This is a genomic window from Pseudomonas sp. SWI44, assembly GCF_002947915.1.
Taxonomy (GTDB): Bacteria; Pseudomonadota; Gammaproteobacteria; order Pseudomonadales; family Pseudomonadaceae; genus Aquipseudomonas; species Aquipseudomonas taiwanensis.
On record NZ_CP026674.1, the window covers coordinates 2701497 to 2714327 of the forward strand.

Sequence of the window (12831 nt, forward strand, 5' to 3'; positions counted from 1 at the left end):
CACCATGTCCATCCGCCGTTATGCGCTCGCCGCCCTGGCCAGTGCTGTTTTTGCCGGTTCCGCCATCGCCAAGGACTACGAACTGTTGAACGTGTCCTACGACCCGACCCGTGAGCTGTACCAGCAGTACAACGCCGAATTCATCAAGCACTGGCAGCAGGCTCACCCGGACGACAAGGTGAAGATCCAGCAATCCCATGGCGGCTCGGGCAAGCAGGCCCGCGCGGTGATCGATGGCTTGCGCGCTGACGTGGTGACCCTGGCCCTGGCCGGAGACATCGACGAAGTCGCCAAGCTTGGCAAGTCGCTGCCCGAGGACTGGCAGAAGCGCCTGCCGGATGCCAGCACCCCGTACACCTCGACAATCGTGTTCCTGGTGCGCAAGGGCAACCCGAAAGGCATCAAGGACTGGGGCGACCTGATCAAGCAGGATGTCTCGGTCATCACCCCCAACCCGAAAACCTCTGGTGGCGCCCGCTGGAACTTCCTGGCCGCCTGGGCCTACGGCCTGAAAACCGGTGGCAGTGAAGACAAGGCCAAGGCCTATGTGCAGGAGCTGTTCAAGCACGTGCCAGTGTTGGATACCGGCGCCCGCGGCTCGACCATCACCTTCGTCAACAATGGTCAGGGCGATGTTCTGCTGGCCTGGGAAAACGAAGCTTTCCTGGCGTTGAAGGAAGATGGCGGTAGCGACAAGTTCGAGATCGTCGTGCCTTCGCTGTCGATTCTGGCCGAGCCGCCGGTGGCCGTGGTCGACAAGAACGCCCAGAAGAAGGGTAACGAGAAGATCGCCGAGGAGTACCTCAAGCATCTGTATAGCCCTGCAGGCCAGAAGATCGCCGCAGAGAACTTCTACCGTCCGCGTGACGCGAAGGTGGCCGCCGAATTCGGCAAGCAGTTCCCGAAACTGGAACTGGTGACGATCGACAAGGACTTCGGCGGCTGGAAGACTGCACAACCTAAGTTCTTCAATGACGGCGGTGTATTCGACCAGATCTATCAGGCACAGTAAGGGTCATGAAAAAGCGCGGGGGCCGCTATGCAGCCCTTTCGCGACACGAGGCCGCTGCCATTAGGAATCGCGATCTCCTGTGGCGGCGGCCGCGTGATTCAGAAGCTTGCACCGGCCCGGCAGAATTGCCGGGCCAAGTGCGTTAAACCAGGGATATTTATGTCGCGTCGCATTTCCCCCGTCATACCCGGCTTCGGGCTGACACTGGGCTACACCTTGGTGTACCTCAGTCTGATAGTGCTGATACCACTGGCCGCCATGTTCGTGCATGCCGCACAGCTCACCTGGGAACAGTTCTGGAACATCGTCAGCGCGCCGCGAGTGCTTGCCGCGCTCAAGCTGAGTTTCGGCACTGCGCTGTTCGCCGCCATCATCAATGGCGTGATCGGCACCTTGTTGGCCTGGGTGCTGGTGCGCTACACCTTCCCGGGACGCAAGATCATCGATGCGATGATCGACCTGCCGTTCGCCCTGCCCACCGCGGTGGCGGGTATCGCCCTGACGGCCTTGTATGCACCGGCCGGCTGGGTAGGGCAGTTCGCCACCGATCTGGGCTTCAAGATCGCCTACACCCCGCTGGGCATCACGCTTGCGCTGACCTTCGTCACCCTGCCGTTCGTGGTGCGCACCGTGCAGCCGGTGCTGGCGGATATCCCGCGTGAAGTCGAAGAAGCCGCTGCCTGCCTGGGTGCCAAGCCGCTACAAGTGTTTCGCCACATCCTGGCGCCAGCGCTGCTGCCCGCCTGGCTGACCGGTTTCGCCCTGGCTTTTGCCCGTGGCGTGGGTGAGTACGGTTCGGTGATCTTCATTGCCGGCAACATGCCGATGAAGACCGAGATCCTGCCGTTGCTGATCATGGTCAAGCTCGACCAGTACGACTACACCGGCGCCACGGCCATCGGCGTGCTGATGCTGGTGGTTTCCTTCATCCTGCTGCTGCTGATCAACCTGCTGCAGCGCCGCATCGAAACCCCTTGAAGGAGGCCGTGGCTCATGTCTAGTTCATCCATTGGCGCCGCTGCCGCCGCCAACGCCGCCCGTCGTGGCAGTGCTACTTCGCGACGGGTACTGATCGGTCTGGCTTGGCTGGTCTTCACGCTGTTCCTGTTGTTGCCGTTGTTCATCGTGGTGTCGCAGGCACTCAAGAATGGCTTCGGTACGTTCTTCGAGGCAATCTTCGAGCCAGACGCACTGTCGGCGCTCAAGCTCACCCTGCTGGCGGTGTTCATCTCTGTGCCGCTGAACCTTGTATTCGGTGTTAGCGCCGCATGGTGCGTGAGCAAGTACACCTTCCGCGGCAAAAGCCTGCTGGTCACCCTGATCGACTTGCCGTTCTCGGTCTCGCCGGTCATCGCAGGTCTGGTCTATGTGCTGATGTTCGGTGCACAGGGCCTTTTCGGGCCTTGGTTGCAGGACCATGATATCCAGATCGTGTTCGCCCTTCCGGGCATCGTCCTGGCGACCATTTTCGTTACCGTGCCCTTCGTGGCCCGTGAACTGATCCCGCTGATGCAGGAGCAGGGGACCCAGGAAGAAGAAGCAGCACGCCTGCTCGGTGCCAACGGCTGGCAGATGTTCTGGCACGTGACCTTGCCGAACATCAAGTGGGGCCTGATCTACGGCGTGGTGCTGTGCACCGCCCGGGCCATGGGCGAGTTCGGCGCGGTGTCGGTGGTCTCTGGCCATATTCGCGGCGTCACCAATACCTTGCCGCTGCACGTGGAGATCCTCTACAACGAGTACAACCACGTCGCGGCCTTCAGCGTGGCCAGCCTGCTGCTGATCCTGGCGCTCTTCATCCTGCTGCTCAAGCAGTGGAGCGAGAACCGTATTAACCGCCTGCGCCAAAGCGCAGCGGAGGAATAATTCATGTCGATCGAAGTTCGTAACGTCAGCAAGCGCTTCAACAGCTTCCAGGCCCTGGACAACATCAACCTGGATATCCACAGCGGTGAGCTGGTGGCTTTGCTCGGCCCGTCCGGCTGCGGCAAGACCACGCTGCTGCGCATCATCGCTGGCCTGGAAACCCCGGATCAGGGCAGCATCGTGTTTCACGGCGAGGACGTATCCGGCCACGATGTGCGCGACCGTAACGTGGGTTTTGTGTTCCAGCACTACGCGCTGTTCCGCCATATGAGTGTGTTCGACAACGTTGCCTTCGGCCTGCGCATGAAGCCAAAGGGCGAGCGTCCGAGCGAAAGCAAGATTGCCGACAAGGTGCACGAGCTGCTGAACATGGTTCAGCTCGACTGGCTGGCCGACCGTTACCCCGAGCAGTTGTCCGGTGGCCAGCGCCAGCGTATCGCCCTGGCGCGCGCACTGGCGGTAGAGCCCAAGGTGCTGTTGCTCGATGAACCATTTGGCGCCCTGGACGCCAAGGTCCGTAAAGAGCTGCGCCGCTGGTTGGCGCGCCTGCACGAGGACATCAACCTGACCTCGGTGTTCGTCACCCATGACCAGGAAGAGGCCATGGAAGTGGCTGACCGCATCGTGGTGATGAACAAGGGCGTGATCGAGCAGATTGGCTCGCCAGGTGAGGTGTACGAAAAGCCGGCCAACGATTTCGTCTATCACTTCCTGGGTGACTCCAACCGCCTGAGCTTGAGCGAAGGCCACCATGTGCTGTTCCGCCCGCACGAGGTGTCGCTGTCGCGGCACGAGACGGAAGGACATCACGCGGCAGAGGTGCGGGACATTCGCCCATTGGGCGCCACGACCCGGGTGACCTTGAAGGTGGAGGGGCAGAGCGAGCTGATCGAGGCAGAGGTGGTCAAGGATCACGACAGCCTTACCGGATTGACCCGTGGGGAGACCTTGTTCTTCCGGCCGAAGGTTTGGCAGAAGGTGGCGGATATCTGAGCCGCCAGAAACAAAGAACCCGGGCATGTCCCGGGTTTTTTGCATTCACGGACGGCAGTAATTTTGGTTATTAATAAATAGCTTCTTATTCCTTTACGAATATAACTCCCTCCCTATACTGGTCTCCAAGCACGCAAACTTACTGGAGGCGTCCCCATGCGCAATGAGTCGATTCGTTACCTGATTGTGCCGGGCTGGCAAGGATCGCCAGACAACCACTGGCAGAGTCACTGGCAGCGTACCTTGCCCAACAGTGCCCGGGTCGAACAGCACGACTGGCTGACCCCGCAACGCCATGATTGGGTTCAAGCACTGGAGCAGGCCATCGCCGCTGAACGCTCGCCGGTGATTCTCATTGCCCATAGCCTGGGTTGCATTACCGTGGCCCATTGGGCTGCACACGCCAGCCCGTCCCTGCTACGTCGAGTGCGCGGTGCATTGCTCGTGGCGCCCGCCGATGTCGAGCGCCCTACCTGTGCGCCGGCACTGCGCAACTTTGCGCCTATCCCGCTGCAGGCACTGCCGTTCCCCAGCCAGGTGGTCAGCTCCGACAATGACCCGGCGGTGAGCGTGCCCCGTGCGCTGTACCTGGCTCGCGCCTGGGGTGCCGAAGCGGGGTTGTTGGCCAACGCCGGACATATCAACGTGAAGTCCGGACATGAGCGCTGGGAGCAGGGCTTCGCCTACCTGTACCGCCTGCAAAGCCGGGTCGAACAGCGCGCACTGCGCCGCGCCTGAGCGACCCTACCGATTACCGCTGCACCTGACGCCCGGCCATCGCAGGTCTGGGGCGGGAGTTCGTCATGACCCTTCAAAACCCATTTGGCCAGCCGCTGCTGACCTTTCCTGAACTGGACAAAAGCCCCCTGAGCATCCGTGCCAAGGCGCTGGTGTTCATCGACCCTCGTTCGCAGGCCTTGCGTCAGGCGCTGGAGCGACTGGCCCCCCAACCGCTGCCAGTGTTGATACGGGGTGAAACCGGCACCGGCAAGGAATTGCTGGCGCGTCAGGTCCATCGGGCCAGTGATCGCAGCGGGCTGTTCGTGTCGGTCAACTGCGCGGCCATCAGTCCCACCTATGCCGATGCCGAACTGTTCGGCTACAGCGCCGGCGCCCATGGTGGAACCGCCAGCAGTCGAGCCGGTTGGTTCGGGTCGGCCAATGGCGGCACCTTGTACCTGGACGAGATAGCCGACTTGCCGCTGGCTGTTCAGGGCAAGCTGCTTGCCGCCCTCGAGACCCGTGAAGTCACCCGGGTCGGCGCCCAGCAACCGCAGGCGGTTGATGTACGCCTGGTCGCTGCCTCCAGCGTCGATCTGGCGCGAGTGGTGAAGGCCGGTCGATTCAACGAGAGGCTTTACCTGTACCTGCGCGAAGGCGCGCTGGACCTGCCGCCGCTGCGCCAAAGGCGTGGCGATATCCTGCCGCTGGCCGAGTATTTCGTCGGCATCTACAGCGTGCGGCAACAGCGCGCTGTGCCGCTGATCAGCGAGGCTGCGCAGCACGCGCTCGAAGCCCACGCCTGGCCTGGAAATACCCGCGAGTTGGAAAATGTCATCCACTTCGCGTTGCTGGTCTGTGACGGTGAAGAGATCCTGCCGGAGCACCTGGACCTGCTGAATATCCCGCGCTAGACGGCGGGCAACAGGGCTCATAAGCAAAGTGGGTGATGGCTTTTTGATTTTGGAATAAGCAGCTAATTAAAAGATATTGTTACGGTATAAAAAATCTCGGTATTGTCCGCCTCACGCCCCCCGCTAGAACGGTTGGGCACCCGACTTTGCCATCACCGATGGCCCAGGTTCATAACAAGGAACACCATGAAGAAGACTCTGTTGACCACTGCCCTGGCCGCTGCGCTGTCGTTCGCCGGCCTGGCCTGCGCCGCCGAGAAACTGGTAGTTGCAGCGACCCCCGTACCGCATGCCGAGATCCTGGAGTTGATCAAGCCGACCTTGGCCAAGGAAGGTGTCGACCTGCAGATCAAGGTCTTCACCGACTACGTCCAGCCCAACGTGCAGGTCGACCAGAAGCGCCTGGACGCCAACTACTTCCAGACCTTGCCGTACCTGCAGAACTTCAACGAAGGCAAGGGTACCCACCTGGAAACCGTGATCGGCGTGCACGTCGAGCCGTTCGGTGGCTATTCGAAGAAGGTCAAGTCCCTGGCCGAGCTCAAAGAAGGCGCCACCATTGCGATCCCTAACGAGGGCAGCAACAGCGGCCGTGCCCTGCTGCTCCTGCAGAAGGCTGGCCTGATTACCCTGAAAGATCCGAAGAACGCGCTGGCCACGCCGAAAGACATCGCCGAGAACCCCAAGAAGCTCAAGTTCCGTGAGCTGGAATCGGCCATGCTGCCGCGTGTGCTGGACCAGGTCGACCTGGACATGATCAACACCAACTACGCGCTGGAAGCCGGCCTGAACCCTGCCAAGGATGCCTTGGTGATCGAGGGCAGCGACTCGCCGTATGTGAACTTCCTGGTGGCGCGTCCGGACAACAAGGACAGCGAAGCCATCCAGAAGCTGGCCAAGGCCCTGACCAGCCCCGAGGTGAAGGCATTCATCACCAAGAAGTACCAGGGTGCAGTGTTGCCGGCGTTCTGATGCGCCGTTAACGCGTTGCCTGATGTGAAAACGCCGACACCTGTGTGTCGGCGTTTTCGTTTTCGGCCGATAGGAGCGCGCCGTTCTTCTCAGGCGCTGCGCGGCAACCAGCTCAGCAGGAAATCATTCACCACCTGCGGGTTCTCAAGGCTGGAGATGTGTCCTGCAAACGGGATCTGCGCCGCCAGGCAGCCGATGATCCTTGCCATTTCGCCAGACTCGGCCGGCGGCCGGGGGATGTCCTGGTCGCCACAGAGGACGATGGTCCTGTGCGCCGCCAGTTCACCCAGCCGCGCCAGCAGGTCGGGGCGTCCGAAGATCACCCGGCCCATGGGGTCCAGGCTGTTGCGAATGGCCTGCGCGGTGCTGGCCTTCAGGTCCGCGCGGAAACGCTCGCGAACCGCTGGCACCGTCTGGCCTTCGGCATGGAAGAAAATCGGCACGACGATATCCAGCAGCGGCTCCGGGAAACAGCCTGCTGCACTGGCGGCATCCAGCAGGCCGAAGTACTTCAGCCGGGTCGCTTCAGGTTCGGCACCCAGGTAAGTGTCCATCAGCACCAGGCGGTCGATGCGCGTCGGGTGCTCGATGGCCAACTGTGCGCCCCACATGCCGCCGACCGACAGGCCTACCAGGTGGCACTTTGGAATATCCAGGGCATCCAGCAACGCCAGGTGCTGGCGAGTCAGGGCGCCCATGTCGGTAGTGGTGGCCGGTGGCGCGTCGGAGTCGCCATGGCCCCACAGCTCGGGGACGATGACTCGGAAGTGTTGTGACAGCGCCTCGATCTGCGGTTGCCACATCTGGGCCGACCACAGGTAGCTGTGGCCCAGCAGGACCGGGAAGCCCTGGCCTTGGTCGACGTAGCTCATGCGGGCGCCGTCGATTTCGATGAAGTGTTTCTGCATGGGGGTGCCTTGCTGGTTAATGTGCCGGGTTCAATCGTAGCGTGCCTTGGGCCGGTATGACGCCCATTTGCGCTTTGGCGTAGCGGCCGTTGATGTAGTCCTCGGCCTGGTCGGCGTAATGGGTGTCGAACAGCACGCCACTCTGCCCGACCGGGTTGCTGGTCAGCGCTTGCGAGGCGTCTGCGAAGTCGATCAACCGCCGCGTCGAAGGCCCGTAGGTGACCGGCCAGGGCGCCGGGCCGATCTTCGCCGAGAGGTTGTTCGGTACCTCATGGGTGCCGGGCGCCGCGAATGGACCGACATTGAACAACAGGTTCAGCGGCTTCTTCGCTCCCAGCGGGTGGTTGTGGGTGAGGGTGTGGGCCTTGCCCCATTGCCAGCTCGCCGGGTCCTTGCCGAAGGTATCCCGCAGGTGCACAAGGCTCTTTTGCCAGGCCATGCGCACGATGGCCGTCCGGTCGGTGCGTTCATTGCCGCCGCGCAGGTTCCACCAGGGCGACTGTGGGTCGGCGGCCAGGCGTGGGAGGGCGGCGTCGATGACACGGGTGCTGATCAACACCGGGAACCAGGTATCACCCAGTTCGTCATGCAAGGCCGCGAACGCCAGCTCATAGAGAAACTGGTTGAACAGCGTGGCACTGATCGAGTCCAGCGGGTAATCGCCGCGCCAGGCGGCCAGCTGTTCGACCAGCTCTTTTTCCTCGTCGCCCTGGGCCACCGCACGCAGGGTCGACAGCAGTGGTGCCAGGGTGCGAGGGCCATAATCGTTGCTGGTGTCCAATTGCAGGGACTGGCTGTTGCGGGTGTCCCACTTGATATCAGGGTCGGCCAGCCGGCGGTCGAGTTGGCGGCCCCGATCCGGCAAGTTGTAATAGCCCGGTACGGGCACCGTGGCGGGTGGCTGGAAGTTGGCTGACACGATGTAGCCGCTGGCTGGGTTTTCCTGCTGTGGGTTGACGCTGAACGGGTAGAAGCCCAGCTTGTTCGCCTGCGCGCTGGCGCCGTCGAGGATGAAGGTTGGGTTCACGCCATCGGGGCGTATCGGCAGCTTCGCCGCCGCCCACCAGCCGATGTCGCCGCGCGCGTTGGCCCAGACGAAGTTCAGGCCGGGCGCCTGCACCTTGGCCACCGCCTCGCGCATCTTGCCCAGGGTGTCCGCACGGTTGAGCTGGTAGAAGCCTTCCAGGATTGGGTTCTCGGTTTCGAGGAACGCCCACCACATGGCAATGGGCGTGGTGCTGGCGGTGGCACCGAGCACATCGTTGACGATCGGGCCGTGGGGGGAGCGGCGCAGGGTGAGGGTGACTGGCGCTTCACCTTTGACTGCAATCTTCTGCTCTGTCTTTTCGAGGGGGCGCCACTTGCCATCGACCATCACGTGTTCGGCATTGGCCGGATTGGTCCGCTCCGCGATCAGATCGACATCGTCGTTCTGGAACATGGTCAGGCTCCAGCCGAAGTCGCGGTTGTGCCCGAGCATGGCGAAGGGGTTGAGTGCCTGAAAATACCCATACAAGTTGAAGCCGGGGGCTGAAAGCTCGGCTTCATACCACACCGCCGGCACCGCAAAGCTGATGTGCGGGTCGCCGGCCAGCAGGGGCAGGCCGCTGCGGGTGCGGCTACCGGCTATGGCCCAGGCGTTGCTGCCCTCGAACTGCGGGATGCCCGCATCGCCCAGCGCTTCTTGGCTGAGCCGGGCGAGGGTTTCCAGGCTGGTCCAGTCGGCAGCCGCCAGGGGGGCGTTCAAGTCACCCTGGGGCTTCCAGTCCAGATCGAACAGAGTCAGGTACTGTGGGCCGAGTTGATCGCGAATGTAGGTCAGCGCAGGCTCGGTCCGGAACGCAGCGGCAAAGCTATAGGCCAGGTAGCCTGCGATGCTCAGGGTGTCCTCGGCGGTGAACGGGCGCGGCGTGATGCCTAGCAGGTCGAACTCCATGGGCTTGGGGTGGCTGCTCTGCCAGGCGTTGACGCCATCGAGATAAGCTTGCAGGGCTTGCCAGGCCGGCGCGCTGTGGTCTTGGCGGCGCGCCATGAGCGCAGCCTGCTCGCGGATGCGCAAGCTGCGGAACAGGGTGTCTGTGGGCACCAGCTTGCTGCCCAGCACTTCGGCCAGTTCACCCTGGGCCAGCCGGCGCATGATTTCCATCTGGAACAGCCGATCCTGGGCGTGCACATAACCCAGGGCGCGGTACAGGTCTTGCTCGTTCCGTGCCTGCAGGTGCGGCACCCCCCGGGGGTCGTAGCGCACGCTGACCGGCGCTTGCAGGCCGGCCAAGGCAACCTCGCCCTCGCGTTGCGGCAACTTGCCTTGCACGTACCAGTAACCGGCTCCCGCGGCCACCGCCATGACGAGGGCCAACACGGTCAAGCTGCGCTTCATCGATACTCCTTGTGTGCATGAACGCCAAAACTGTGGTCCGATCATCGACGGATTCGCGAACAGAGCATAGCCCTTGGAGAGCCGTACCCATGTCCCTCAGCGAAAAACAGAAGATGCTCAGTGGCCAGCTTTACCACGCCAGTTGTCCTGAACTCCAGGCCGAGCAGATCGCCAACAAACACTGGATGCAGCGATACAACAACAGCTTCGAATTGCTCAACGAACAGCGCCATGGCCTGCTCGCCGAACACTTCGGTCATGCTGGCGAAGGTGCGGTAATCCGGCCGCCGTTCTATTGCGACTATGGCTACAACATCAGCATCGGCCGCAACAGCTTCATGAATTTCAACTGCGTGATTCTGGATGTGCTGCCTGTGCGGATCGGCGACGACTGCCAGGTCGGACCCGCCGTGCAGATCTATACCGCCGACCATCCCCTCGACCCGGCACTGCGGCGAACCGGCCTTGAAAGTGGTCGGCCGGTGACTATCGGTAACAACGTGTGGATCGGTGGGGCGGCGATCATCTTGCCAGGCGTGACCATCGGTGACGATGCCGTGATCGGCGCGGGCAGCGTGGTCACGCGCGATGTGCCTGCGGGTGCTGTGGTGGTGGGTAACCCTGCGCGCGAGCGTCACCCTGCCCAAGTGCAATAGCAGCCGACGGCCAAGGTGTTGGAGGCCGTGACTGGGCGGCCGTCGAGCAACGCCTTGAGGATGGGTTCAATGAAGCTGTTGCTGGCATTGCACACCGCGCCTTCGCTATAGGGGCCGAAGTAGGCCAGGCGGCCCTGGCGGTCCCAGATCGCCACGGCAGGTGAGGCTGGCAGCTGCTCGCTGCCGGGAAGACGGGTGATAGGTTTCAGGCTGCTGAGGTTGGCTGGCAACTGGCCGTGGCTGCCTGGCTTGTGCACGACGAAGAAGGTGACGCCTTGGTCGGCAAAGTGGCTGACCAGGTCACCCAGGTGCTGCTGGTTGCCGACGTTGCAGGGGCAAGCTGGGTCCCAGAAGTGCACCACCCGGATCGGCCCGGGGCCCGCCAGCTCTGCAGGCAGGCGCAGTTGGCTGCCGTCGAACAGGGTGGCCTGGTTGTCGAACGAGCGCAGGTAACGGGACTGGAAACTATCGTAGGCCCACCACAGTCCGGCGGCGCAGAGTGCAAGTGCCAGTAGGGTGATTGCAGGCTTGATGATGTGGGCGTTCATGGGGTTTCCGGAGCCTTGTGCGAGCGGCAGTGCTGTGCGTTCGAAGGTCAGCAAGCTTGCCATGACGCCAGGCAGAGCTGAATATCCCAAATCAATACTTGCTCTACCGTGGATGCACCTGATGCCCGCTGTTTTCGACCCCAATCACCTGCGTACCAGCCTTGCACCGCTGACAGACTGTGAGCGTTTGTCGGCGCAGGCCCAGCAATACCAGCGCTTCTACGGCCTGGACCTGCCGGCCCGCAGTTGGCTTGGCCGCTTCCAGGCAGCGGGTTTCGAGGTGGTCGGCCAGGTGTGGCTACCCAGGGAGCCGACGGCAACGCTATTTCTGATGCACGGTTACTACGACCACATGGGCCTGTACCGACATGTGATCGAATGGGCCCTGGGCCTGGGTTATGCGGTCATCAGTTGCGACCTGCCAGGCCACGGCCTGTCTAGCGGCGAGCGCGCCAGCATCAAGGATTTTGCGCTGTACCAGCAGGTGCTCGATGCGTTGTTCGAGCAGGCGCGCATGCTTGAGCTACCTCGTCCATGGCACCTGTGTGGGCAAAGCACGGGTGGGGCAATCGTGATCGACCACCTGTTGAGCAAGGGCGAGCATAGCCCGTCCGATGGCCAAGTGATTCTGTTGGCGCCGTTGGTGCGGCCAAGGGGGTGGCGCTGGTCGAAGTTGAGCTATTGTGTGTTGCGCCACTTCGTCAATGGCATCGAGCGGCGCTTCAGCGAGAACACCAACGACCCTGCTTTCTTGCCCTTTCTCGAAGCGGACCCGCTCCAACCTCGGCGCCTGCCCACGGCCTGGGTCGGGGCGTTGGCGGCTTGGGTCAAGCGGATCGAGGCGGCGCCGCGCAGCACGCGGCAACCGCTGATCGTGCAGGGCGAGGCAGACGGCACGGTGGATTGGCAGCATAACCTCAAGGTGCTCAAGGCCAAATTCCGCGAACCACAGATTCTGATGCTGCCGGAAGCACGACACCACCTGGCCAACGAGTTGCCTGGCATCCGCCAGCGCTACTTCGCATTCATCGACCAGCGGCTGGGCGTGACTACTTGAGATCCTCGGTACTTTGCCCCACCGCCAGCCCCGCACGCACAGCGGCAAGGGCTGCCTGGTAGTACGCCTTGCCTTCAGGCGACTCGGCGAAGGTGGCGAATTGCTCCAGCTCGGCATCGGACAAGTCGCGATAGACATACAGCAGCGTGTTGTTCAGGTCTTCGCCGATTTGCGACATCAGGCGCTGGCGCTGGCCGTCGAGCATGCCCTGGGCCTGCCCGCCCCCGAACAGGCCGGGGATCATCGAGCTGAGGCTGTCGGCGGCCACGCCGGCGATCGCCAGGCTCACTTCGGCTCCGGCCTCGCGTGCCGGCAAGGCCTGGGCCAGGTGGCCGATGATCAGCAGGCGGTCGTCGCTGGCCTGGACCTTTGGCAGGCCCTTAGCATTCTTGGCCAACTGGTCCTTGCGGGTAGCTTGAAGTTCAGCCGCCACCACCTTGCGCCCCAGTGGCGACTGGAAAAAGGCCAGCGCTGGCGAAGGGTTGGGCAGGGTAGCGCGCAGTTGCGCCTGGGCACGGCGGTCCATGGCCTGGGCCTGGAAGCGCTGGTTGCTGTTGTTGACCAGGGCCTGGTAGACGGCAGGCGGCAAACTGTTGCGGTAGCGCTGCTGGGCAGCGGTCAGGGCATCGTTGAAATGGGCGCGCTGGTCGGGCCAGCCGGCGGCCTTGTACAGTTGATCGAGGCTGTCTGCCCAGACAGGCATGGTGCAGATCATCAGCAGAAGCAGGGAAAACAGACGGCGCATTCAGGACTCCTGTCGGCAGGCGGCTATTGTCCTTGGCTCGGCGGTATTTTGTCGAGATAT

Annotated in this window: 13 protein-coding genes; 9 read left to right on the plus strand and 4 right to left on the minus strand. The window is 62.7% G+C overall.

Going from position 1 to position 12831, the window contains the following annotated elements; genetic code table 11:
* Positions 1 to 4 precede the first annotated feature (4 nt).
* From C4Q26_RS12655 to C4Q26_RS12685, 7 genes are all read left to right on the plus strand, one after another.
* Positions 5 to 1012, plus strand: a complete 1008-nt coding sequence (locus tag C4Q26_RS12655; protein WP_023382938.1) for a sulfate ABC transporter substrate-binding protein — start codon at positions 5 to 7, stop codon at positions 1010 to 1012.
* Positions 1013 to 1171: 159 nt separating this feature from the next.
* Entirely contained in the window at positions 1172 to 1990 is an 819-nt protein-coding gene (cysT, locus tag C4Q26_RS12660; protein WP_023382937.1) for a sulfate ABC transporter permease subunit CysT, read from the plus strand.
* Positions 1991 to 2005: 15 nt separating this feature from the next.
* Entirely contained in the window at positions 2006 to 2878 is an 873-nt protein-coding gene (gene cysW / locus C4Q26_RS12665) for a sulfate ABC transporter permease subunit CysW (RefSeq protein ID WP_023382935.1), read from the plus strand.
* A 3-nt stretch (positions 2879 to 2881) separates the two neighbouring features.
* Positions 2882 to 3871 (plus strand): sulfate/molybdate ABC transporter ATP-binding protein, encoded by a 990-nt coding sequence (locus tag C4Q26_RS12670; RefSeq protein ID WP_104883132.1) that lies wholly within the window; start codon positions 2882 to 2884, stop codon positions 3869 to 3871.
* A gap of 156 nt (positions 3872 to 4027) precedes the next feature.
* Positions 4028 to 4609, plus strand: coding sequence for an alpha/beta hydrolase (locus C4Q26_RS12675; RefSeq protein WP_023382933.1), 582 nt, complete (start codon positions 4028 to 4030; stop codon positions 4607 to 4609).
* A 65-nt stretch (positions 4610 to 4674) separates the two neighbouring features.
* On the plus strand, positions 4675 to 5505 hold the full coding sequence (locus tag C4Q26_RS12680) for a sigma 54-interacting transcriptional regulator (RefSeq protein ID WP_023382932.1): 831 nt from the start codon (positions 4675 to 4677) through the stop codon (positions 5503 to 5505).
* A 186-nt stretch (positions 5506 to 5691) separates the two neighbouring features.
* The gene (locus C4Q26_RS12685; RefSeq protein ID WP_023382931.1) at positions 5692 to 6477 is read left to right on the plus strand and encodes a MetQ/NlpA family ABC transporter substrate-binding protein; all 786 of its coding nucleotides are present in this window, start codon (positions 5692 to 5694) and stop codon (positions 6475 to 6477) included.
* An 89-nt stretch (positions 6478 to 6566) separates the two neighbouring features.
* On the opposite strand, the gene C4Q26_RS12690 is transcribed toward C4Q26_RS12685, so the two are convergent.
* Together C4Q26_RS12690 and C4Q26_RS12695 are read right to left on the minus strand one after the other, a co-directional pair.
* Entirely contained in the window at positions 6567 to 7385 is an 819-nt protein-coding gene (locus tag C4Q26_RS12690) for an alpha/beta fold hydrolase (RefSeq protein WP_023382930.1), read from the minus strand.
* Between the two features lie 16 nt (positions 7386 to 7401).
* Entirely contained in the window at positions 7402 to 9765 is a 2364-nt protein-coding gene (locus tag C4Q26_RS12695; protein ID WP_104883133.1) for a penicillin acylase family protein, read from the minus strand.
* 89 nt (positions 9766 to 9854) lie between these two features.
* Here C4Q26_RS12695 and C4Q26_RS12700 point away from each other — a divergent pair, with 89 nt between their 5' ends.
* Entirely contained in the window at positions 9855 to 10421 is a 567-nt protein-coding gene (locus C4Q26_RS12700; protein ID WP_023382928.1) for a sugar O-acetyltransferase, read from the plus strand.
* Here the strand turns inward: C4Q26_RS12700 and C4Q26_RS12705 are convergent.
* Positions 10400 to 10969 (minus strand): DUF6436 domain-containing protein, encoded by a 570-nt coding sequence (locus C4Q26_RS12705; protein WP_104882326.1) that lies wholly within the window; start codon positions 10967 to 10969, stop codon positions 10400 to 10402. The genes C4Q26_RS12700 and C4Q26_RS12705 overlap by 22 nt on opposite strands.
* A 121-nt stretch (positions 10970 to 11090) precedes the next feature.
* Here C4Q26_RS12705 and C4Q26_RS12710 point away from each other — a divergent pair, with 121 nt between their 5' ends.
* Positions 11091 to 12026, plus strand: coding sequence for an alpha/beta hydrolase (locus C4Q26_RS12710; RefSeq protein ID WP_104883134.1), 936 nt, complete (start codon positions 11091 to 11093; stop codon positions 12024 to 12026).
* On the opposite strand, the gene C4Q26_RS12715 is transcribed toward C4Q26_RS12710, so the two are convergent.
* A complete protein-coding gene (locus C4Q26_RS12715; protein ID WP_023382925.1) occupies positions 12019 to 12771 on the minus strand; it encodes a DUF2059 domain-containing protein in 753 nt (250 codons plus the stop codon). The two genes, C4Q26_RS12710 and C4Q26_RS12715, sit on opposite strands and share 8 nt — an antisense overlap.
* Positions 12772 to 12831 lie beyond the last annotated feature (60 nt).